This window comes from Clostridium pacaense (assembly GCF_020709765.2).
Lineage (GTDB): Bacteria > Bacillota > Clostridia > Lachnospirales > Lachnospiraceae > Enterocloster > Enterocloster hominis.
On sequence record NZ_JAJFEB020000004.1, the window covers coordinates 343,960 to 367,584 of the forward strand.

The 23,625-nt window shown below is 50.3% G+C and carries 15 protein-coding genes; 13 read left to right on the plus strand and 2 right to left on the minus strand.

The annotated features are described in order from the left end of the window. Window positions 1-184 precede the first annotated feature (184 nt). The 4 genes from LK536_RS39750 (at window position 185) to LK536_RS39765 (ending at window position 4,563) form a co-directional block, all read left to right on the plus strand. Window positions 185-508: a PTS fructose transporter subunit IIB gene (locus LK536_RS39750; protein WP_040379604.1), complete on the plus strand. Its 324-nt coding sequence runs from the start codon at window positions 185-187 to the stop codon at window positions 506-508. Continuing rightward, a complete protein-coding gene (locus tag LK536_RS39755) occupies window positions 505-1,560 on the plus strand; it encodes a PTS fructose transporter subunit IIC (protein WP_227795408.1) in 1,056 nt (351 codons plus the stop codon). The genes LK536_RS39750 and LK536_RS39755 overlap by 4 nt, the downstream gene beginning before the upstream one ends. Before the next feature lie 28 nt (window positions 1,561-1,588). Next, window positions 1,589-2,473, plus strand: coding sequence for a class II fructose-bisphosphate aldolase (locus LK536_RS39760; RefSeq protein WP_227795407.1), 885 nt, complete (start codon window positions 1,589-1,591; stop codon window positions 2,471-2,473). 158 nt (window positions 2,474-2,631) lie between these two features. Next, the gene (locus LK536_RS39765; RefSeq protein ID WP_008717298.1) at window positions 2,632-4,563 is read left to right on the plus strand and encodes a BglG family transcription antiterminator; all 1,932 of its coding nucleotides are present in this window, start codon (window positions 2,632-2,634) and stop codon (window positions 4,561-4,563) included. Window positions 4,564-4,591: 28 nt separating this feature from the next. Here the strand turns inward: LK536_RS39765 and LK536_RS39770 are convergent, their stop codons facing one another. Together LK536_RS39770 and LK536_RS39775 are read right to left on the minus strand one after the other, a co-directional pair. Next, window positions 4,592-5,047: a LysR family transcriptional regulator gene (locus LK536_RS39770; RefSeq protein WP_227795406.1), complete on the minus strand. Its 456-nt coding sequence runs from the start codon at window positions 5,045-5,047 to the stop codon at window positions 4,592-4,594. Window positions 5,048-5,262: 215 nt separating this feature from the next. Next, window positions 5,263-5,790, minus strand: a complete 528-nt coding sequence (locus LK536_RS39775) for a nitroreductase family protein (RefSeq protein ID WP_008717292.1) — start codon at window positions 5,788-5,790, stop codon at window positions 5,263-5,265. 100 nt (window positions 5,791-5,890) lie between these two features. On the opposite strand from LK536_RS39775, the gene LK536_RS39780 reads away from it, so the two are divergent. The 9 genes from LK536_RS39780 (at window position 5,891) to LK536_RS39820 (ending at window position 23,622) form a co-directional block, all read left to right on the plus strand. Further along, window positions 5,891-6,370: an Rrf2 family transcriptional regulator gene (locus LK536_RS39780; RefSeq protein WP_506092119.1), complete on the plus strand. Its 480-nt coding sequence runs from the start codon at window positions 5,891-5,893 to the stop codon at window positions 6,368-6,370. Window positions 6,371-6,497: 127 nt separating this feature from the next. Further along, entirely contained in the window at window positions 6,498-7,490 is a 993-nt protein-coding gene (locus LK536_RS39785; RefSeq protein ID WP_227795405.1) for a penicillin-binding transpeptidase domain-containing protein, read from the plus strand. Between the two features lie 352 nt (window positions 7,491-7,842). Then, window positions 7,843-8,739 carry a tyrosine-type recombinase/integrase gene (locus LK536_RS39790; RefSeq protein WP_025486745.1) on the plus strand — a complete coding sequence of 299 codons (897 nt, stop codon included), beginning with the start codon at window positions 7,843-7,845 and terminating at the stop codon, window positions 8,737-8,739. Between the two features lie 328 nt (window positions 8,740-9,067). Further along, window positions 9,068-9,799 carry a transglutaminase domain-containing protein gene (locus tag LK536_RS39795; RefSeq protein ID WP_227795404.1) on the plus strand — a complete coding sequence of 244 codons (732 nt, stop codon included), beginning with the start codon at window positions 9,068-9,070 and terminating at the stop codon, window positions 9,797-9,799. A gap of 18 nt (window positions 9,800-9,817) precedes the next feature. After that, on the plus strand, window positions 9,818-10,681 hold the full coding sequence (locus tag LK536_RS39800) for a 3D domain-containing protein (RefSeq protein WP_227795403.1): 864 nt from the start codon (window positions 9,818-9,820) through the stop codon (window positions 10,679-10,681). Between the two features lie 61 nt (window positions 10,682-10,742). Beyond that, window positions 10,743-12,383 carry a PspC-like choline-binding domain-containing protein gene (locus LK536_RS39805; RefSeq protein ID WP_227795402.1) on the plus strand — a complete coding sequence of 547 codons (1,641 nt, stop codon included), beginning with the start codon at window positions 10,743-10,745 and terminating at the stop codon, window positions 12,381-12,383. A 21-nt stretch (window positions 12,384-12,404) separates the two neighbouring features. Beyond that, complete coding sequence (locus tag LK536_RS39810) at window positions 12,405-18,623, plus strand: InlB B-repeat-containing protein (RefSeq protein ID WP_227795401.1); 6,219 nt, start codon at window positions 12,405-12,407, stop codon at window positions 18,621-18,623. Window positions 18,624-18,633: 10 nt separating this feature from the next. Beyond that, complete coding sequence (locus tag LK536_RS39815; RefSeq protein WP_227795400.1) at window positions 18,634-23,034, plus strand: InlB B-repeat-containing protein; 4,401 nt, start codon at window positions 18,634-18,636, stop codon at window positions 23,032-23,034. A 57-nt stretch (window positions 23,035-23,091) separates the two neighbouring features. After that, the gene (locus LK536_RS39820; RefSeq protein WP_227795399.1) at window positions 23,092-23,622 is read left to right on the plus strand and encodes a hypothetical protein; all 531 of its coding nucleotides are present in this window, start codon (window positions 23,092-23,094) and stop codon (window positions 23,620-23,622) included. Window positions 23,623-23,625 lie beyond the last annotated feature (3 nt).

The following is a 23,625-nucleotide window of genomic DNA, read 5'->3' on the forward strand; positions in this document are numbered from 1 at the left end:
ATTAAGGAGGAATTTAACATATTTGCCTAATAAAGGCCCTGGCTTTACCTCTATATTCAAAAAAGGTCACTATATAAGGGAAATTAATTGAGTTGTCGGTCTGTTTTTTTATTCGTATAATCACAACATAGAACTCGCGAGGAACTGTACACAAATTAAATCAAAAAAGCAGGGGGAGTAAGTTATGTATATTTTAGCAATCACAAGTTGTCCGGTAGGTATCGCACACACGTATATGGCGGCGGCCAATCTGCAGAAAGCAGCAAAGAAAAGAGGAGTCGAGATTAAAATCGAGACCCAGGGAGCAGAAGGCCCGGAGAATGTAATTACAATGGATGATATCCGGAGGGCGGATGGGGCAATCATAGCCAGTGATGTTAAGATTAAGAATCCTGAACGGTTTGAGGGCGGAATACCTGTTTTGGAATGCAGGGTGCAGGAAGCGGTTAAGAATGGACTTGGGCTGGTGGATGAATTACTTGAAGCATTGGAGGATATGAAAAAATGAATACAATACAGAGAAAAGGCGGAAAGAAGATTACACGTGGTGAACGTATAAAAGCATCATTCCTGACCGGAACTTCCTATATGATACCAATCGTGGTTGCAGGCGGTATCATCCAGGCAATTGCAAAGGCAATCGGCGGTTATGATGTTGCTAACCAGGCAGGGACATTTGCTTACATGATTAACCAGATTGGCGTATGCGCAGCATTTTTTACAGTCCCCATCCTTACCATGGCAATCGCACAATCGATTGGAGACCGTCCGGCCATGGGGCCGGGCCTTGCAATCGGGTATCTTGCCAACCAGATTAATGCAGGCTTTGTAGGCGGTCTCATAGGCGGCTTCCTGGTAGGATACATATGTCTGTGGATGAAAAAATGGAAGGTGCCTAATTGGGCCAACGGCATCATGCCTATCCTGGTCATTCCTGTATTCAGCACGTTGGTTACAGGCGCTGTATTTCAGTTTGTAATCGGTCATCCCATAGCGGTGCTTATGACGACGTTCCAAAACTGGCTGGCATCTTTACAGGGAGGCTCCAAGTTCTTTCTGGGCGCGGTCATGGGAACCTGCTGGGGGATTGACTTTGGCGGCCCCTTAACCAAAACTGCGGCGTCCTTTGCCAATGCGTTGAATGCGGATGGGGTATTTGGTCCTACTGCCGTTAAGATGGCAGCTGGCATGGCTCCGCCGCTGGGCATGGCAATCGCTGTTTTCCTGCAGAAAAAGAAATTTTCAAGAGGTGATATTGAAAATGCAAAGGTAGCAGTACCGCTGAGTTTCTGCTATATTACAGAAGGGGCAATCCCATTTGCGCTCAACGACCCTATACGTGTGTGGTGTTCCACAATCCCTGGTTCTGCCATCGGCGGCGGCCTGGCAATGCTTCTGGGGGTGGAATCCCCGGCGGTGCATGGAGGTATGTTTGTGGTACCTATGATGAATAAGCCCTTGATATTTTTGATGTGTCTTGGGATTGCCTCGCTGATAACGGGAGTCATATATGCATTCATTAAAAAACCCATTGACCCGGATATGCTGGATGATGACTAAATACAGATAAAAGAATGGAGACAGGATTATGTATGTATCGATGAAAGAAATGCTTCTTCATGCCCACAGGAACGGATATGCGGTAATGGCTATCAATTGTACGGATATGGAGCAGGCAAAGGCAATTGTACAGGCTGCAAGGGAAGAGTGTTCTGCAGTGATCATCAATGTATCGCCCAGACAGATGAAGGCCCATGCGTTTGGGGAAATCATGGCTCCGATGATCCGCGGCCTGGCCCAGGAGGTGGATGTGCCGGTAGCGTTTAACCTGGATCACGGAAGCAATTATGAAGATATAACCCATGCCATGAGATGTGGTTTTTCCAGTGTGATGATTGATTCATCCAGCTATGGGTTTGAGGAAAATGTCAGAAGGACCAGCCTGATTGCGTCATTAGCACACAGCATGGGGATGTCCTGTGAAGCAGAGCTTGGCCATGTTGGGCAGGCGGTGGAAGCGGATAATACAAAAATAGATTTGTATACCAACCCGGAACAGGCAAAAGAATTCGTGGAACGGACAGAATGTGACTGTCTGGCCGTGGCAATCGGGACGGCCCATGGAAGCTATCCAAAAGGTTTTGTGCCCAGGCTGGATTTTGACAGGCTGACCCTTCTTAAAACAGCACTGGACATGCCGTTGGTACTTCATGGAGGCTCGGGAGCAGGGGAAGACAATATACGCAGGGCTGTGGCCTGCGGGATTAATAAGATTAATGTCTGCACGGATCTGTTTAAGCATGGAAGGCAGGTTATGGCTGATGCAATTAAAAAGAACCCGGATATAGATTATATGGATGTGAATATAGCTGCCCAGAATGGAATGAAGGACTATATTAAAGCATATATGCGCCTGATTGGTTCCAGCGGCTGGTATACATTTGAAAAGAGTACAGGGCCGGAGCTGGATTAACAGTCAGGAATATGAATGGGGAGATTATATAAAAGGAAGCTGACAGGGGAGAGTAAAGATATGTTGACAAGCGGAGAGAGCCAAACAGGCGGTTCCTCCGCTTGTCCGGCCGTACCAATCAACGGATATGGATTGAAGATAAGGAAAAGAGGGTATGTATGCTTCTGAGGGAAATGAAGCTTTTGGAACTGCTGGCAAAGGATGACAGGGTCTACACCACGGTAGAACTGGCAAAGATGCTGCATGTCAGTACCAAAACAATCAAAAAGGATATCAAAAATATTAAGGAAGAGCTGAAAACGCCGGAATGCCATCTGCATAGCCAGGCTGGAAAAGGTGTCTGGCTGACTTGTTCGGATCAGGGGAATGTATTTATCAAAAGCCTGCTTTCAGATATCAGGCCTATCTGTTCAGATGCGCCTGAGAACAGGAAATATCATGTGCTTTTAAAACTGCTTCAGGCCCCCTCATACCTTTCCATGGAATCCATTGCAGATACCCTTTATGTCAGCAAAGGTACGGTTGTCAACGATGTAAATGAGATTATACCTTTTGTGGAGAAGCAGGGACTGACAATGGAGAAAAAGGCAAAGTATGGCGTGCGTGTGCTTGGGAAGGAGAGCAGGATACGCATAGCGGAGTGCGCTGTCATCAGTAAGCTGGTCAGACTCCAGGGAAATGGCCTTTTGACAAAGCTTGTTCCGTTTTTTGAGGAAACTGATCTGCAGGAGATACATACAATCCTTCACGATATGGAGGATGATTACGGTTTTACTTTTGCGGATTCATCCTATGCCGAGATGATGATCAGCCTGGCTATAACGGTGGAACGCGTCAGGAATGGTAATGTCTGCTGTCCAACGGAAGGGGAGCTTAATGGGTACAGGCAAAAAAACCAGTGGTCCATGGCAGGGCATATGGCCAGGAAGCTGGAGCAGGAGTTTCATATAGTTATGGACGAGGGGGAACAGGCGTATATAACTATGAATCTTATGGGGGCAAAGCTGCAGAACAGGCCAATGGAAAACAAAGCAGTCATATCCGGTGTACGGGATATACAGAAACTGGACGAAATCATGAAGGCAGCAGGAGATGTCTTCCATGAAGATATATTAGGGGACCAGCTTCTTAGGAATACGTTGTATATGCATTTAGAGGGAATGTTCAACCGTCTGAACCATCAGATGCATCTGGATAATCCGATTAAGCAGATGGTGAAGGATGAACTGGCTTATGAATTTGAGATAGCAACCTATATTGCAGGGCTGATTGCGGAACAGTTTGGCACGGGTCTGGGAGATGATGAAATATGCGATATTGCTTTGTATCTTGGGGCAAGTTTTGAACGCAGAAAGATATCGGATGTCTTGGTTGCACCTACGGTGGTCATAGCCTGCGGAACCGGTATGGGGACCTCGCTGTTTTTTGAAGCCAGGCTAAAGCGTGTATTTCCTGATATCACCATCCGCAGGGTGCTTCCGGTATCCAGGATAAGGGAGGTACTGGAACAGGAAACACTTGACTGCGTTATTTCCACGGTGCCCCTGGCTTTGGATGGAATCAATGTAATCCAGGTATCGCCTGTATTGAATGATAAGGATATAGAAGTGCTGCGCAAGGCCCTTTATCCGGGAAAAAATGAAAAAATGGCGTCATCCGGGAACAGCTATCCCAATCTCTGGGCCATGCTGAATGAAAAAATAACCATTTTAAACTGTGACTGTAAAACAGCGGAGGAAGTTATCGTACTTTTGGGACAAAGGATGATACAGGAAAAATATGTGGATAGCGGTTTCATAGAATCGGTTCTGAAAAGGGAGAAACTGGCTCCTACTTCCATTGGAGGTATGTTTGCCATCCCACATGCATTTGAGGGGCATGTCATAAAGCAGGGGATTGGCCTGATGACACTTAGGAAACCTGTTATCTGGGGAGAGGAACGGGTTCAGATCATATTGATGTTGTCAGTAGATGTGAACAGCACAAGCAAGCTTAGGATTATATTCGAGGAACTGGCGGACCTGACCAAAGATACTGCAGTTGTACGGCAGATTCTGGCGGCTGGCCGGTTCAGTAATCTAAAGTTATAAAGGGTATGGGAAAGACTGGATGGAATATTTACGGCAGCCTGCCTTTATTTTCCATCAGATACGCAATGGCCAGAGTCCGGTATACCGGCGGGGTGATGGGCAGGCAGACGATGTTATAATTGGTCCGGCGCAGCACAAGCTCGGCCAGTATACTGACGCCCAGACCAGCCTCGACCATTGTCATGATGGCGTAATCATCATGGAACGTATATTTGATACTGGGTTCCAGCCCCTTGATTTCATTTGCCTTTTCCTGCATGGCGCGGTATTGTATGATGCTGCGCTCAACAAATGGATAGAGTTCAGCGCCTTCAATGGTCAGCCTGATGTCGGTACGGGAACGGGTCAGCAGCTTGATTCCCAGTTCATTTTCAAGGGAACCGATCATCTGGCTGATGGATGACTGGGTATAACCAAGCGCTTCAGCCGCTTTTGTAAAACTTCCAAGCTCTATTATTTTTTGGAGTGCAAGATACCGGTTCATTCCACAAATCGCCTTTCCTCTGTGGGCGGCACGCTTTATTGCAGGCAGCAGGGTGACCGGATAAAATTAGCAGGAAATGCAGTGCTTTATTCTGAGGCGGAATTGTTGATTGGGAATCTTTTGGGATGGAATCAAGGATAACCATATATCAAAACCGCAGAACAGGCATCGGACGATATGCTCCGATGCCTGTTCTGCGGTTTTGGCCTTATGAATCAGACCTTAATGATATAGGAGGATTTGCGCGGCGCGGGTTGCGGATGGGGACAGTCGGGGTATCCCAGGGCAATGGATGCAACGGCCGTCATGGTGTCCGGCAGTCCCCATTGTTTCAATAACGCCTTTCCTTCGGCGGATTCAAACATTTCCCTGGAACGGTGTATCCAGCAGGAGCCGAGTCCTGCGGCATAGGCTGCATTTAACAGGTTGCCGCCTGCCAGGGCGCAGTCAATCTCCGGTACGATTGCATCCTCAGGCGCCAGCACGATGAGGATGGTCGGCGCGCCGTAATAGGGATGGGGAATATTCTGGTTGTTTAGTATTCCTGCATTCATTGCGTCCAGCCTGGCAACCAGGTCCGGATCCTGGACCGCTACAATGACAGGGCATTGTGTTCCTGCCGCGGTGGGGGCGTAGGTTCCGGCTTCCAGGACAACATCAAGGACTTCCTGGGAAATCTGTTCGGGCTTGAACCGGCGGATGGAACGCCTGTTTTTAAGGACTTCCAAAGCTTCATTTTTCATATATGGATACCTCCTGCTATGTATTTGTAACTTATTATGCTACAAATATGGTAGCACATTTTGTTTGTAGTGTCAATGGCTACACTTGACTTTTTAAACAATGGCTTATAGAATACAGTCAAAGGGGGAATGTGACATGCGCATGAGTACACAATTTACAGTGACAGTCCAGATGCTGATGATGATCCTGGTATTCAAAGATAAAAAGATGACCAGTGAAATGATTTCCGAAAGCACGGGAGGGAATCCCATCATGGTCAGACAGCTGTTTGGCAAGCTGAAGAAGGCCGGAATCTTACATGTATCCACAGGCAGGGGGGCCACCGTACTTGCCAGGAATCCGGAAGATATAAGTCTGTGGGATATATATATGGCGGTGGAGGGGTATGACACCAATGAGCTGTTTAAGTTCCATCCCAGGATATCGGAAGGGTGTCAGATTGGGCGTTTCTTTAAGGAGATTTTAGGTGTGCATCTGGATGAGGCCGTACAGGCCATGGCGGAGAAGATGGATGCGGTTTCACTGGCCCAGCTGGAGGAAGAGTGGCGGAATCAGAGAGTCATGCCGGCGGATAAGTGATTATGGGGGACTTATGTGTTCAATAAATATGATTGAGAGGATAAATCATTCCATGGGCTATGATAAGAAACCAAACGGTCCATCATCAGCGAAAAAGGGGTTTTGGCGATTGCAAGGGCTTTTACTGATGATTTTATTATTAGTAATAACAGGCTGTTCTGCTGGCAACAAGAATGGGAATAATAATCCTGAACCGGCAGGGACAGCGCCGTCCATCCAGACTACCCAGGAATTACCGCCAACCATCCAGACTACCCAGGAATTACCGCCAACCATCCGGACTCCCCAGGAATTACCGCCAGCCACCGAGCCGCCCAGGGAGACGGTTGAGGATACGGGCACCGTACCGGCAATTACCGAGTCTGACTGGTCAGGATATTTTGACGGTATGAACGGCACCGCTGTTATTTATGATCCAGATGAAGACCAATACATGATTTACAACCAGGAGCTGGCTGAAACCCACCGCTCCCCATGTTCCACCTTCAAGATCATATCCTCTTTAATTGCCCTGGAGGATGGAATCATTGAACCGGAACATTCGGTGCGGGAATGGAGTGGGGAAATATTCTGGAATGAAAAGTGGAACAAGGATATTGATTTCCATGAAGCATTCCGCACCTCCTGTGTCTGGTATTACAGACAGATCATTGATGAAGTTGGGGCAGACAGGATCCAGGCGGTGCTTAATGAGCTATTGTATGGGAATTGTGATATTTCAGACTGGGAAGGGCGGTTGAATACCAATAATGATAACCGTGCCCTGACAGGGTTCTGGATTGAATCCTCCCTGAAGATTTCGGCAAAAGAGCAGACTCAGGTCATGGAACGTATTTTTGGCAGGGATACACATTATGGGGAGGAAACCCTTGAACAATTAAAACAGGTCATGCTGGTAACGCAACAGGATGAGGCGGTGGTTAAGATTTATGGAAAGACCGGAATGGGAAAGGATAAAGGGATTGTTGTGGATTCCTGGTTTACAGGCTTTGCGGACACGCCGGATGGGAGAAGGTATTTCTGCGTATATATAGGCAGGTCCGATGGCAGGGCGGTGTCCAGCGCAAAGGCAAAAGAGATAGCGGTCAATATTGTTTCAGATGTCTGTAATACTCTGTAAGATTGGGTGTGGTCATGGTGGCCGCACCCTTATTTATTGTATTTTGGCAATCATCCTATCTTTTTATGGTACCTGGATATGACAATGCCTGCTTGTCACGCCTGCGGCCTGGAAGTACTTAAGTAAAATTTGTGTAAAATTTATGTAAAATGTAAGAAAATATTAGTATGCAAAGAATTAAAAACCGTATATAGTTATTCATTAGACTATATGTCATAGCTTCAAAAAACGCTATGATATGATTTAAATGTCTAATAATAAGCAGAACAATCCAACATCCTTAAGGGGATATTGGATGTTTTTTTGCCATCTGAGCAGACTAAACCCAAATACACATTTACAGGAGGCTGGAATGAAAAGAAAAAATGAAAGGATCATAACTTACCAGAAGATAGAGGAGTATGGACAATGGCTGGAAAGTTGCGAAAGGAGCAGGGAGACAGTAAAGAAATACAGACATTATTTAAAGCAGTTTAAAGAGTTCATAGGAGATGGGCCGGTTACCAAGGAGGTGGTACTGTTATGGAAAGCAGACCTGCGGGAACGTTTGACCCCGGTCACCATCAACTGCGTCATAGCCGCTCTCAACGGATTCTTCAAATACTGTGGATGGGATGGCTGTGAAAGTAAGTTTTTAAAAATCAGCAAAAGTTCCTTTTATCCTGAGCGGAAGGAACTGACAAAGGATGAATATGGGCGGCTGGTGAAAACGGCTTTTGCCAATGGGAATGAACGGCTGGCCCTTGTGCTGGAAACCATCTGCGTAAGCGGGATCCGCGTATCGGAACTGTCGTTCATCACAGTGGAAGCCATTCGAAGGGGACAGGCGGAGATTGAGTGCAAGGGCAGGATAAGGACCGTGCTGTTAACCAGACAGCTTTGTACAATCCTGCAGTCTTATGCATCAAAAAAGAATATCAGCACAGGTATGATATTTGTCACAAAAAGCGGAAAAGCCCTGGACCGCAGTAACATATGGAGGGAAATGAAAGCTCTTGGCATGGAGGCCGGAGTTAAGAATGAAAAGATTTTTCCACACAACCTAAGACACCTTTTTGCAAGGACATATTATGAAATAGAAAAAAACCTGTCAAAATTAGCGGATATCCTGGGACATAGGGATATTAATACAACCAGGATTTATACAAAGGAAAGTGGAAGCCAGCACAGATTGCAGCTTGAAAAAATGAGGCTGCTATTGCAGGATACAACGGAATATTTCTTTTGTTGTACTTTAGGATACTCCTGAAAGATTTAAAAAAAGTATACTACATTTATTGACAAAATTCTACATATTTTTAAAAATAATTCGATAAAAAAGGGTATAGCAACCAAGCTGGGTCACAAATTAAACCAACTTGAATATTTTAACAGATTATTTGTTATTTACCCTTTTCTTAAACTTCGGAATCAATTCTCCTAAAATTTTCCATAATCAGTAATTGCCCCGTTTTATCGTCCCCCTCCCTGTTTTTTAAGTACAACAAAAGAAATATTCAGTTGTAAATACAGGATGGGAGGGATAAAAAATTAAGAAGTTCAGTTCCATCTGCCTTTTTTTGGCCATTTTATTTATCATGAACATTCATTTTGAGATACATTCATCTGCCATGCAGCAGCCGGAACCATCTGGTGGGCAGGCAGTCTTCACAGGCCGGTCGGCCAGTCAGATGACCAGCCGGAATACAGGATTTGAAGCTCTTGGGGAAGCGGTGATGGATGCGCTCAAAGAAGGGAGGAAGGACGGCGGTTATACAAAAACAGGTATTGTTTTTAATTCGGAGGAGGAAGCATTTTCCTTTGGCAGATATTATTACCGGTACATATATCTGGGAAAAGAAGAAGTGACGCTGTATTCATTTGATGAAAATGGGAAGTCTGCCATCTATGTTTCGTGTGGGAACCCGGATAAGGCGGTATCAGAACACAGACAGGTACAGGACAGGCTCTCAGATGTGGTGCAGTCATGCAGGACATTGGAGGACAGGGAGAAGGCGGAATATTTTTATGACTGGGTCTACAATCATGTCTCCTATGACCAGACGCTTAAGAATAAGACCATCTATGATGCGGTCGTGGACGGAAGTTCCGTGTGCTGGGGATATGTATCCGCCTATCTGATGCTGTGCAGGAACGCGGGCCTGATATGTGAACCTGTATATGCCGGAAACCATGCATGGAACAGGACCTGGATTGACGGAGAGTGGAGATACTGCGATATTACCTGGGATAAAAGTTTAGGAGGCAGCACATGGAAGTTCTTAACGCAGAAAGATATGGATTCGGATTCCATGCATAATAATTTGTGATGCTCAGGGGGCGGGGGGATGACGGATAACATTCATGGATACAGGATGACGGAATTCAGGAAATCCTGTCAAAGGCATAATATGATGAGGAAATATCTCAGGCCATTCCTCCTGGGCTGTGGTCTTACTGTCCTGGTGGCCGGATTCACATTGGTCCAGCTTCATACGGCAGGTGCGGAACAGGCCCGGGCAGACCTGGGGGGAGCGGGAACCATTGACAATCCGTATCCCGTGGAGGCGCTGGACTTAAATCCGTCACAGGCACCGTCCCAGGCAGCGGTCCAGGCAACCCAGCCGGAGTTTACATATTTGGGGGAGCTTGAGGTGGCTGCCTATAGTTCGGATGGGAAGGATATGACATATTCCGGCGTGGTTCCCGTGAACGGGCGTACGGCGGCCGGCGTACTGTCTGTTTTCAAAATAGGGGATACGGTCCTGATTGATGGGGATTCCTATGTGATTGAGGATAAGGTGGATGAAGGGGCCAGGGAGAAGCTGCGGATTTATTTTGGCAGTTATGAGGAGGCAAAACAGTTCGGGCGGAAGATCTGTCCTGTATACAGACATTCCGATGGGCCTTTAGAAGGAATGGATTGTCTGGGGGAGTTCCAGGTCACGGGCTATTGCAGCTGCCCGCTGTGCTGTGGGGAAAAGGAGGAAATGCTTACCAAGACGGAAACCGTGCCCAAGGCAGCCCATACAATCGCCGCGGACCCGTCCGTGATTCCCCTTGGCACCCGGATTGTAATTGATGGCGTGGTTTACACGGTGGAGGATACCGGGAAGGCGGTAAAGGGAAAACAGCTGGATATCTATTTTGATACCCACGAAGAGGCGGTCCTGTACGGCAGGAAAAACAGATACGTGTATTTGGAGGAGTAAAACTACCCCTGATAAAGGGTTCAATATAAATATTTAAAATAAGGATTGGAAGGATAGCAGGATGAAGAAAAGGAGAATCATGCTCATTGCCAGCGCCCTGGCCGTTACGGCTTTTGCACTGACTAAAATCCAGACAGTGACCGCTTATGCGGTTGAGGGATGGATGAGCGAAGGTGAGGAGTGGAGATATTTAGATGAAAATGATGAGCCGCTGCAAAATACATGGAGGCAGTCCAGGGATTCCTGGTTCTATCTGGGCAGCCAGGGAATCATGCTGAGGGATTGTTTCATTGAACAGGGAAACAGCCTGTATTATGTGTTTGAGGATGGAGCGCGGGCTGAACATACATGGGTCCTGGTGGATGAGGCGGATGAGGATGGACATGAGGCCGGGTGGTATTATTTTGGCGCCAACGGCAAGGCGTACCGCGGGACCGCATCTTCTTTTAAGAGGACCGTGGATGGCAGGAGTTACATATTTGATGAAAGCGGCCGCATGCTGACCGGATGGTTTGACGAGGATGGGAATCCGCTGGACGAGGAGGACAATCCGCTGGAGGAAGGCGTGTACTATGCGGATGCGGACGGCGCCTTAAAAACTGAGGAGTGGCTGGATTATTCGCAGCTGGAGATTAGGGGGCTTGAGGACCTGTTCAGCGATATCAGCGGCAGGGACTACAACGAATATGACCAGGTATGGCTGTATTTTAACAACCGGTCCAAGAAGGTAAAAAGCAATGGGGACAAGCTGGTACAAAAGAATATAGACGGCAGCACCTACGGCTTTGACGAGTATGGAATCATGCTTCCCTGGTGGACCAAGGTGGCAAGCGTCAGCAATGCGGATAAAAGCAATCCCACCAGCGATGCGCCCGCCAGGTTTTATGCCGGGTATGACGGCGGAAGCCTTCTTAGGAACGCCTGGCTTTGGATGTATCCGTCGGACAATCTGATTCAGGATGACTATGATGACGGGGAGTACAGCTGGTGGCGCACGGATCAGAACGGAAAGATATATCAGAATAAGATAAAGAAAGTCAATGGCCGGTATTATGCATTTGACGGACTTGGCAGGATGCAGACCGGATTTGTGCTCTTTGATACACGCAGCACGTTCGTTGCCCAGTATGACATGGACGCATGGTCATCGGATGATTTCATAGAGGGGAATATCTATGGCATTGAGAAGGCGGACCTTTATTTCTTTTCACCGGACGAGCTGAATGACGGCTCCATGCAGACCGGGAATGAACTGAAGGTCGAACTGGAGGACGGGGTATACACCTTCGGGTTTAAAAGCGACGGCGTTGCCTACGGAAACCGCAACCGCCTCAAGAGGGTAAAGGATTCCTACTATATAAACGGACTCAGGCTGGAAGCGGATGAGGAATATGGTTACGGTGTGGTCAGGGAGAATGAAAATTCTTACCGGGTGGTCAATACCAACGGAAAGACCGTCACTGGAAATAAAAAGGTTGTCAGGGATAAGGACGGGGGATGGCTCATTATCATAAACAGCCGGTTTGCGGCCAGGGTAGATGACGAATTTAAGCCAAGATGGCATAAAGGTGAAGAAGGTACCGGATTCTATCATTATGATTCTGATAATAAGGAAGATAAATATGCGGGCGGTCTGATTGCAGGGAGTAATATGGAACCTCTGCTGGACGGATTGCCGGAGGAAGAACGGCTGAATTTTTAATGTGAGGAGACAATGTGAGGAATGAATAAAGAATTATATCAGATATGGAAACGTTTTGTTTCCTTGATTTTAACAATCTGCCTGATTGTGGGACTTGGGTCATCGCATCTGGCAATGGTTGCATATGCCTCCACGGAGCTTCCCAATGAGAATCTGGGGAATGGAGCCAGCGAGGGAACGGCTTATGCATGGATTGGCCCAAAAAGCGGAACCGGGGAAACCGGTAACAGTTCGTACCGTTTCGATCTGTGCGGTCTGCAGGCAGGACAGACAGGATATAGTACAAGCGGGATTAAGACCACCTTTAGCTGGCAGGGATACGCCACCTATATCCAGGTGGATAACGGCAACAAATATAAGGCCAACGGAACTGCCAACGGCGCAGTGGAAGATCTGACCAATATGGGAATTGAACTTAAGATTGCCCTCTCACCAAGCCCGGACAATAAATATGTGTTCGTGGATTATTATGTCTATGACAAGACGGGGCAGGGCGGAACCGCTGGCAGATCCGTAAAACTGGGGACAGGCACGGATGTCATGATAGGCGGCAGCAGGGAAGATGACTATGCCACGGTTTATAAAAATAACAGGGGTTTCCATATGGTGAACCAGTATGTGAAAACCACCTTTGACTGTATCACCAACGACAGCAGCCTTGATGTCACGCCCCCGACCACAAGATGGATTGGTCACTATAGTAACTGGGGAAATAATGTGTTTAATGAAGGCGGCGGGGATTCCTTAAGCGGGACTGACTCCGGTATGGCCTATTCCTGGCATTTCCAGCTTCATCCGTATGAGATGGTACACAAAAGGGTTGCATTTGCAATCAGGGACACGTCCTATTACGTATCAGAATCCGGGGTGGATTCAACTGCTGCCGACGGCACCTACAGCAGTCCCTTTAAAACCATTGAATATGCCATGGGGCAGATAGGGAATAAGAAAGGGTATATCTACATCATGGATTATCCGGATATCACGGCCCCCATTCCGGTTTCCGGTTCCAGTAAGGATATTACCATAGCAAGTACGGATTATGACAGGAACGGCAACCCCACCAACGAGGATGCGGATTATATCAAGACATTAAGACGCGCCGGTTCCTATACCGGGCCGATTTTTGAGGTAACCGGGGCAACCCTGAAACTGACGGACCTTGTTTTGGACGGCAGCGGCAATATAGGCAGTGACCCGCTTGTATCTGCCGGTTCCGGCCGGGTGGAGATAAACAGCGGGGCGGAACTTAAGAACTGCCATGGGGACAGCAGCAGCCAGGGCAGCGCCCTTAATATAACGGGAAGCGCAGCCCTCTCCATGAACTATGGCAAGGTATCCGGGAACCTGTCAGAGGGCAAGGGCGCTGTTTACTTTAACAGCACGGGAAGGTTTGATGTGCTCAATGACGTGATGGCAGAGGACAACACGACCCCTTCAGGCGCCAAGGCCAATATATACCTGGAAACAGGACGGACCATTACTGTGACGGGCGATCTGGACGCCTCAAGGATTGGGGTCACCACGGCCCAGCAGCCGGCTGCCTCTCCGGGAGGAATCTCCACGGAAGCCGGACAGGAGATAAAAATAGCGGTGCCCCTGTCAGGAAGCGGCGTGGATACAGCCCCAAGCCCCTTTGCGGATAATTTCTTCGCAGACCAGGCAAAAGCTGACGGCACCGGTGTGTATGTGTCGGTGGGGACAAGGAACCTGCCTGGCGCCGGAACGGGAAATGATAAGAATGCAGTAATCAAACGGAACGGGCTTCAGATCAGCTTTGTGGTGAAGGATGCACAGACAGGCGGCTCCATCCCCGGCGTTACCCCGATTCCCCCGGTTTCCAAAGGCTCAGGGGAACCTGTGGATCTTGCGCCCGGGCCGGCCATCACGGGATACGAGCTGTCCAACGTGGTCATTGAACAGGGGACACCGCCGTCCCTGACGGCAGACCTGACGCCGGGGTCGGCAGACTTTGGCAGGATTACGGGAACCATGCCCAACCAGGATGTGGCAGTGAACTATGAATACCAGAAGGTGGGTTCACAGATCATATTCAACAGCAACGGAGGGACACCGGAACCTGAGACCCTGGTCGGTACTGCCGGGAATCCGGTCAATTCACTGCTTCCCACAACCACACGGTATGGCTATATATTTAAAGGCTGGAGTCCGGTAAATGACTGGGACCATCCCCAGATCATCGACCGGCTGCCGGCTGTTTACCCGGAGACACCTATCACCTATTATGCAATATTTGAGGCGGACCCCAGTGTTAAATTCAATTATACGGTAGAGCACTCCAATGTCTCAGGGGACATCATGTTTGATACAAATACCATGGACAGCGCCTATAGCGTGGAGGAACCGATACTGGAGGAGAAGAAGACGGTCAGGGGATATACCTGGAGTCAGGACGATTCCAGCACAACCCCGTCGGAATATAACTTCAGCGGGACCTCTGTCCCCATAGGCCAGTTTAATGGCGCGGGCACGTTCACCGGGAAGATGCCGGGACAGGACGCTACCATACGCTACAGCTACAAAGTGAGATATGACGACCCCAATGCCAGGTCCCTGTTCGAGGTCCTGCATGAAACCAATAACGGGACCACGGTATCTGCTGCCCAGTCAGGATTGTATTACCCGGAAAATGAAATCACTGCCCAGCCCGCGCAGGTTTACGGCTATGAGTGCACCGGTTACCGGTTCGACCTGGGAGATGAGGCAGGCGAACTGGCGGACGGCCTGGTAAACGGCGTGAGAGGTGATTTTGATGAAAGCTTCATGTTCAGCGGCATCATGCCCAACCAGCCGGTGCGTCTTGTGTACCTGTATGAGTCATCCATCCAGGGATATGGGATAACGGTCAAATATGAAGACAACGGGACAGCGGACAGCCGCTTAAAGGACATCATACCGCCTGAGAACTCAGGACCTTATGCAGCGGACAGCGATGTAGAAGGCGTATACCAGGAGCAGTATGGATACAGCCTGGAATCACACACGGTCAGGCCGGCGGATTCACAGATACAGTTTGGCGGCAATGACTGGTCCGGGATCATGCCCAATGATGATGTGACAATTACGTATAAGCATGACAGGATTCCGGCACTGTGGGGAGATATCACATATAAGCCCGGAGCAAACGGAACCCTGCAGGGAGGAAGCAGCGTATCCCAGGATGTGCAGTCATTGTCAGGAGGAAGATTTAAGGCCAGCGTGCTGTTGGACGATGGTTCGCCTGCAGGGCGGGAGCAGTCCTATACCCTGGCTTCCATAAAGGAACGGCGACTTATGCCGGAAACCCGGCCGGTGAACAACTATTACCGATTCGGAGGCTGGTTTATCGACACGGACGGAAACGGGATAATGGACAACGGGGAGACAATCCTGCCCCAGGATTACCGGTTCACGGCTCCGGCAACCATAACCGCCTATTTCGAGGAGAATCCGGATGCCTGGATTAATATCAGTTTTGCGGCAGGCAGCCACGGTTCCATTGACGCGGGACAGACCCTGACCCTGCGCACCACCTTTGATAAGAAATGGGGGGACATTGCGGCAAGCCTTCCGTCCTACACACCGGAGGTAAACTATCTGGTGGATGACTGGTATGTACAGGGCGAACCGGTGGACGATGATATGGACCTGATGAACGGCCAGACCTATACCATCCAGTTCTATCCGGACCCGGCCATCTTCGGCACTGAGGTGACGGACCCGGAACCGGCAGCAGGACTTAACAGCCAGGGCAAGGGACGAATCACGGTATTCGGTACCACGCAGGGTTATAAATATATCCTTACGGACCTTGATGGCAAGGTGCTGGCAGTCAACAAGGGCAACATACTTACAAGCCGCACCGTATTTGACAACCTGTATCCCGGCGTGCGTTATCTGGTGTACGAGGCAACAGGACAGACAACGGTACAGGCCGGAAACATGATTGGGGATGTGGAAGGTACGCTCAGCAACGGTGTGGAGGTACTGACACCGGTGGTGGATACCAACTATAAGATCCTATATGACGAAGAAGACGAGGGTAAGACGAGGCTGATCATCCGGCCAGCGGATCTGGCATCGGATTATGCGGTACTGGACAGTAACGGCCATGTGGTAACCACGCCCCAGACCGGCGCAGGCGGATGGCAGGGCGTGTCAGGCAATCCGGGAAGCGTAAGCTTTAGCGGCCTTGACTATAACAAGGAGTATACGGTGGTGGCCCGTCCAAAAGGCCAAAGCGCAGTCACTGCGGAAAGCTGCCGGGAAGATGGCAGCGTCATCACTACGGATCCGGGCGGCGACCTGGAACTCCCGGCCTACATCATCGAGACCCTGAACGGCGAGGTGGTAAGCGTGGGGGATGAAGCCGTAGGGGAAGACCGCTATGAAGAGGCCCACAAGGGCGATTTAGTGAAGATTAAGGCGGAAGCAGTCAACGATGAGAACCGTCCCTTCTCCCACTGGAAGTTCATCATCGGTTCGGTTGAAGGTATGGAAAACAGGATTAATTCCAGGGAAGCCAGCTTCACCATGCCGGATACGAACCTGGTCCTGACCGCGGTATATGAACGGGCCGCAACCCCAAGCAACGCCACCGTGGTGGACGAGGTGCGGGGAGGCAGCCGTGAGGAGGTGGCCCTGGATCCTGGAGAGATACCGATCCTGGAGGATGAACTTACCACGGACGCGGACAGGGAACTGCTGGACGTAAACCATGCGGACGTGACCTATAAGGTGGTATATAGAAAGAACAGCGTACGCGCATCGGAATCCAATGCCATCAAGATGGGAGGCAGCTACGATACGGACCATGAAGCAGCCTACAAGGCGGCCTGGGGCCTGGATGTTTCCATCGAAAGATATGTGAACGGCAGGAAGGTTAACCGGGCAAGCGCATCGGAGGCATCCTTCAACACTTATGTACAGTTGGGCAGGCAGGATGTGGATATGATGGACTATCAGCTGTATGAAATCAGCGGGGACCCGGATACGGAAATGGTGGTAAGCCTGGTGCCTATGGATTATGAACCGGAAGAAACGGGCGGCCTGTTCACCTTCACTGCCACGGAAGGACGGCGCTACATAATGGTGTATAACCGCGCCTACCGGGTGTATTTCCTCAATAACACGGCCCCGGATATCTACCGCTACTGGTTCAAGGTGCGCAGGGAGGAGTCCCCGGCAGATTCCTATTACGAGTCAGAGTATGGGGGACTGGAAGAGCAGCTTGACTATTTCATCAGCCCGGCGGGGGCGGAGTACAGTTATCTGGGCTGGAGTTACCGCCAGGACCGTTACAGGGAATTTGAACCGGACCGCAAGATAACCCGCAAGACCTATGTATACGCATATTATGATAACAATGAGAAAGAATTGGACGATGTCCGCAAAGAGCTGGAGGAGGCCATCCGGGAGGCCATCGGCATCAGCGACGACCATTTCCTGAAGCTGGGCGAGAGCAAGAAGCTGAAGGAGTACATTGAGGCGGCGCTGGAAGTCCTGGACCGTGAAGAGCCCAAGGCAACCATCGACCAGCTGGAGGAAGCCCTGCGCGAACTGAAGGATAAGACGGCTCCGTACAAGGAGCTGCTGGATGGACGGTATGACCACTACGATGACCTTCAGGAAAGCGGGAACAAAGGCGGCAGCAAAGGTGGCGGCGGCGGAGGCGGCGGAAGTAAGAGGGCGCCATTTGCAGGAACCGCGCCATTGAGCTATCAGATAGGCACCAACGGAAACTGGGTGGAGAGTACCGGGCCATCCGGTAAGAGACAGCTAAGTTTCGTGCTCAACGGAGGAACACGTCTGAGCGGCATGTGGGCCAAGCTGCACTATCCCGAGGGGACCAGGCCGGACGACAGCGGCTGGTATTACTTTGACGACAAGGGTATCATGCAGAGCGGCTGGATCCGTGATATGGCAGGAAACTGGTATTACTGCAACACGGAGACTGAATTACCTTACGGGAAAATGCTCACGGGCTGGAGACTGGATACAGGGGACGGCAACTGGTATTACCTGGATCCGGCCAGCGGCGTGATGGCCCAGGGCTGGAGGAAGATAGACGGGAAATGGTACTACTTCTCCACGGTGGGGGCGGGCGTATATGCCTATGACCCGGCCAGCCAGCGGTGGACCTATGGAGGAGGCGCAGGACGCCCCTTAGGCGCCATGTATAAGAATGAAATAACACCGGACGGATACCCGACAGATGCCGACGGTGCATGGATTCAGTAGGAGGAACCGGATGAGAAAGAGATATAATATAAAATCAAAGCTGGCAGGGATGCTGGCGGCAGTCATGGTATTTTCCATGGCTGCCCCGGGACACCCGGCATATGCGGTTAATTTCGGGGATCCGGTTAAGATTAAGTTCGATCCCCAGAATGGGCCGGGAGTACAGCTTTCCAGCTATAGCGGTGTGGCATCCGGCGGGGCCATGGAGGGCAGCCTGTTTGTGGCAAGCGGGCAGGCAGGAAGTCCCCTGACCAGTTCCGCCAACTTTGCAGGACTGCCCACGGATAACTTTGGGTCAGGGGCAAGACCAAAGGTACCGGATTTTAGCGGCATTACATGGGACGGCTATACATTTGACGGCTGGTATGGAGCCAACGGCAACCGGGTGGACACACTCCCATATGCTTTCCCGTATGATTCCGTGACAACCTACAGCGCGGTGTGGAAAAGTAATGAGACAACTCCCTATACATTCAGGGTAGAGCATTACAGGGACTTTAACACGGCAAGGGATGAGGCGGATGATGGCAGCGGATGGCCGGGGGATTATGAGGATCCTGATTTAAGGAAATTCTTCGAATCATCCTGGGAAAGTGACCAGATGGCCAACAATCCCATTTCCGCAACCTACAGAAGGGATATACCGGGATACCGGTTTAAGTCCGTTCTCTTAAAGAACAATAAAGTCCGCAAGTACGGCGAGGCAAGCGGACAGGGCACCATGACGGAGGGCGGGGCCAGCATCAACACATCCACCCACGCGGTTAGGGGCAGCATGCCCAATGACAACCTGACAGCGGCGTACCGTTATGAACCTGATCCGGCGAAAAAATTCCTGATTACGGTGCGGTACGTGGATATGGACGGCAACCAGATTAAAGCCCCGGAGAGCAGGGCGCTTCCGGTGGAATCCGATTATGTCATTGAGCCGGCTGTCATTAATTCCTATCTGATAGAATCAGCGGAACTGACGGACGGCGGAACCACGGATCTGGAAGGCATGGGCGTCATCTCTGCTGAGGACGCAGGGGTCAGCCTTAATCCATCTGACTATCATTTTACAGGAAAGATGCCGAACCAGGCCATAACATTCACCTATCAATATGGACTGGACCCAAGCTTTGAAACCATACTCCGGGTGAAACGCATGGATAACCATGGCAATATCCTGCGGGAAGAGGAGACGCGGTCCGTGAATCCCGGTGTTCCGGTGGAAGTTGATGTGGATCAAATGTCAGGTTATGTTTATCCGCCCAATATCGTATGGGAGGACAGCCTTTCAGAGGTATCCCTGAACCAGGAGACTAAGAAGCTGACCCTGACCCCGAATCTTCAGGGTGGGACCGTAACCATCACCTATACCGAAGACCTGACGGATGAGAACTATTGGGCAAAAGTAGAATTCTACAATGGCCAGAACGGATCCTTTAACGGGAGTACGGCCCCTAAGTTTGTCAAAAAGTCCGGGGACAATACCCTGGCCCAGGTGACGGAAGGGCTTATGCCCACGCCCTCATCCCACTACAGTTTTGACGGCTGGTATAAGGCCACATCCAACGGAAGCAATAAAACAGGACCAAGACTGGCAGATGACACGGTAATCAATACCTCCATCAAATTATTTGCAAACTTTGAGGAGACAGAAGGCGAATGGTTTGACCTGAAGTTTGTCTCCGGGCCTCACGGCGCCATAGAAGGGAATAAGACAAGCTATGTGGAAATAGGCACATACTGGTCATCCCTGATACTTCCCAGCACCCATCCCGATCAATTCTACATGTTTGACGGCTGGTTTGACGAAAACGGGAACAGGATGCAGGGTCCACAGACAATCAACGCGGACCAGACCTATACGGCAAGGTTCATCCCCATCGGGCTCAGCGATGATAACATACTGACCATGCCGGATGCCCAGGGCACCATAGGAAGCGATGGCAGCGGGAAGGTGAGCGTATCAGGCGCTAACGAAAACCGCAGGTACGCATTGACTGATATGGATTATAAGGTGGTTGGGACCAAACTGGGAAGCCAGTTAAAGAATGCCGGTTTTACCGGGTTAAACCCATGTACAAGCTACTATGTCTATGAGATGACCCAGGGCGCCAACCCGGATGTGGGGGTAATCCTTCCGGAGAACCTGGATCCAGGTACCTTCAGCCCGCCTTCGCGCGTGACGGTGCCGGCCCTTGGCAGCAATTACGATGTGCAGGACGATGGGAACGGTATGAAACAGGTGGTGGTTGAGCCTGCAGATCCGGGAACCCTGTATGCAATCCTTAATATTGAAGGGGATGTAATGGATGTCCCCGGTGCAGATGAGGACGGATGGGTCATGTCTTCCGGCGCCACGCCCCGTGCCGTACTTGGTGGGCTGGAGCCAAACCAGTTATACGTGGTGGTTGCAAAACAGCCGGGAGAGGACACCGGGGCCGCCGATAAGATACTTTTGGGCACCCAGGTAGCGGTCATAGGAAATTCACAGGAACAGCAGGATTATACAATAGCCCTTACAAATGGCGGATTCATCACTAAAATCGTGCGGGGCGGCATGACCGTTGACTTTGACGATGATAAGACAGCAGTGGTAAAGGCCGGGGATCTGATTTCCCTGGATGCGGAAACCACCAACAGCCAGGGACAGGCATTCCGGCAGTGGAGCGCTCTGATCGGCAGGCTGACACTGGCCGATAAGACAAGGAGGAACCCCACCATCACCATGCCGGAGGGAAACCTGGTGCTTCAGGCAAATTATTATGCCGCAGTGTCGGCAGCGACACCCGGCAATGCTTCCATTGACTATACGCCTAAGACAGGGGCGGTGGCCCTTGACCTGTCAGATGACAGGATGGCGGACCTGATTGATGGACTTACGGATAACAGCAGCGACCAGGACGCCATGACAGCGGGGGTTGACGTGCTCTACACAGTCAAGTTCACCCAGCGGGCGCCCAAGGCATCAGAGTCCGAGGCTGTAAAAGCCGAAGTTGGCAATGATGCGGTAAAGGTACCGTGGACCTTATCGTCCGTACTGACAAGACAGGTGGGAGGCAGCAACAAGGATATCCCGCCCGGTGTGGACAAGGAGCCGGATATCAGGATATACGCTGTCCTTGACCGCAGCATGCAAGGCTATACGGATTACCAGATGTGGAACGTGGAGGACCTGGACGGGGAATATACATGTACGCAGGTGCCCATGGAGCCGGATCCGGATGACGCGGATTCCGGGTTCACAGGAGTTGTGTCCTTTGATGCAAATGTGGAAGGCACCTATGTACTTACATACCTGAAGGCCCATGAAGTGAGGATCATCGATGATAAGCGTTCCGTGGAACATATCATCAAGGTCAGGTCCGGTTCGGCCCTGGAGGATGCGCAGGGATTCATGGAACTGGATATATTCGATGCCTATACGGATCCCATTACCGGAGTTGTGTGGGAGTATGATGGGCTGGGAAGGACAGCCTCCTCGAACAACGGGTATGACACGGGCGAACCTGTCACAAAGAACCTGACCCTGCATGTGCGCTACCAGATGGAAGATGATACCCAGTGGCAGGAGGCAAGGCAGAAGCTTTTGGGCCAGATTTCCATAGCCCAGGCATTAAAGGACAATCCATCGGTAAGCGAAGAGGATAAGGAAGAATTAAGCGATGCAATTGATATCGCACTGGAAGTTGCCAACAGGATCTACCGTCCGACCGTGGACGAGCTTCTGGATACCTATGATACATTAAAGGCCCTTGTGGATTCCATCACTTCCGGCGGCGATAATCCGAATAACCCCAATCCGCCGGATAACCCCGATGACCCGAACCATCCAGATGACCCGGACAATCCCAACCGGCCGGGAGGCAACGGCGGTGGCGGAGGAGGCGGCTCACGCGGCGGCTCCGGCGGGGGCAGAAGCCTTGGGCCGGGAACAACCTTTAATGATTACAGGACTTATGCCGTCGGCACGGAAGGACGGTGGGAAAGCATTGGCACGGATGGAAGACAATGGTCCTTTATCCTGAGGAGCGGAAGAACCATCAAAGACCAATGGATCAACATAAAGTACGAGGATGCCCGGCAGACCTGCACCTATCATTTTAATGCGGCCGGTATCATGGATTACGGCTGGTACATGGATGCGGGCGGACACTGGTACTATCTTAATGATAATCTGGGAGCTGACTTTGGACGTCTGGTCATGGGCTGGTACTATGATGCAAAGGACATGAAGTGGTACTATCTGAACCAGTTTACCGGAGGCATGGCAACCGGATGGCAGAAGCTTGGGGAGTACTGGTATTACTTCAGCACCGGAGGCCTGGACGGAAGGCCGATGGGAACGTTATATGTAAATGAAATGACCCCGGATGGATATCCGGTGGATGAGAATGGCAGATGGATGAGGGAAACACCGTAAAACAGGCGATTATAGTTCCAGACATATGTCTGCGGTTGGGCTGCAAAGGAGTGTAACATGCTGAGTGAAGAAAAGAGCCGTCAGATTGAAATGGCAGGTACAGACAGGGCGTGCATGATGCTTGTGTGTATCAACGGACATGAAAATAATGTGCCATACGGTATCATTGTGAATTATCATCTGCCCCGCCCTGTAAACTTTAAAGGTATCCATGGGATGGTACTGGCCCTTGATGAGGTATGTGAAATGGTAGGCGCCCCCATGGCAACCACAGAACCGCGTTTCCTGCAAAAGGAAAGGGAGCAGCAGTACAGGGCGCTAAAGGGGAAACAGAAAAAAAAGCCCGGGAAGATCCTGGCCAAAGAGGATGTGGCAGGGAAGATGTTCCCCTATGTGACGGCTGCGAAGGCAGTCATCCTGGTCCATGTGCTGTATAGACAGAATTCATCCATGCAGGGAAGGCTTCAGTGCAGCTGCACAGGAACGCATTATATCGCGTTCCGCAGCGCGCTGGAACTGATGCGCATGCTGGATGAGGCCAATACCTATATGTGCAGGAACCGGAAGAATAAGGATTTAAAGATGTAAAAA

Excerpts from the sequence above, each read along its gene's own strand:
- LK536_RS39775 (WP_008717292.1), bottom strand. The coding sequence starts at position 5,790 with ATGAAAAATGAAGCTTTGGAAGTCCTTAAAAACAGGCGTTCCATCCGC.
- LK536_RS39755 (WP_227795408.1), top strand. The coding sequence starts at position 505 with ATGAATACAATACAGAGAAAAGGCGGAAAGAAGATTACACGTGGTGAA.
- LK536_RS39815 (WP_227795400.1), top strand. The coding sequence starts at position 18,634 with ATGAGAAAGAGATATAATATAAAATCAAAGCTGGCAGGGATGCTGGCG.
- LK536_RS39790 (WP_025486745.1), top strand. The coding sequence starts at position 7,843 with ATGAAAAGAAAAAATGAAAGGATCATAACTTACCAGAAGATAGAGGAG.
- LK536_RS39750 (WP_040379604.1), top strand. The coding sequence starts at position 185 with ATGTATATTTTAGCAATCACAAGTTGTCCGGTAGGTATCGCACACACG.
- LK536_RS39800 (WP_227795403.1), top strand. The coding sequence starts at position 9,818 with ATGACGGATAACATTCATGGATACAGGATGACGGAATTCAGGAAATCC.
- LK536_RS39785 (WP_227795405.1), top strand. The coding sequence starts at position 6,498 with ATGATTTTATTATTAGTAATAACAGGCTGTTCTGCTGGCAACAAGAAT.
- LK536_RS39760 (WP_227795407.1), top strand. The coding sequence starts at position 1,589 with ATGTATGTATCGATGAAAGAAATGCTTCTTCATGCCCACAGGAACGGA.
- LK536_RS39765 (WP_008717298.1), top strand. The coding sequence starts at position 2,632 with ATGCTTCTGAGGGAAATGAAGCTTTTGGAACTGCTGGCAAAGGATGAC.
- LK536_RS39820 (WP_227795399.1), top strand. The coding sequence starts at position 23,092 with ATGCTGAGTGAAGAAAAGAGCCGTCAGATTGAAATGGCAGGTACAGAC.
- LK536_RS39770 (WP_227795406.1), bottom strand. The coding sequence starts at position 5,047 with ATGAACCGGTATCTTGCACTCCAAAAAATAATAGAGCTTGGAAGTTTT.
- LK536_RS39810 (WP_227795401.1), top strand. The coding sequence starts at position 12,405 with ATGAATAAAGAATTATATCAGATATGGAAACGTTTTGTTTCCTTGATT.
- LK536_RS39805 (WP_227795402.1), top strand. The coding sequence starts at position 10,743 with ATGAAGAAAAGGAGAATCATGCTCATTGCCAGCGCCCTGGCCGTTACG.
- LK536_RS39780 (WP_506092119.1), top strand. The coding sequence starts at position 5,891 with ATGGCTTATAGAATACAGTCAAAGGGGGAATGTGACATGCGCATGAGT.
- LK536_RS39795 (WP_227795404.1), top strand. The coding sequence starts at position 9,068 with ATGAACATTCATTTTGAGATACATTCATCTGCCATGCAGCAGCCGGAA.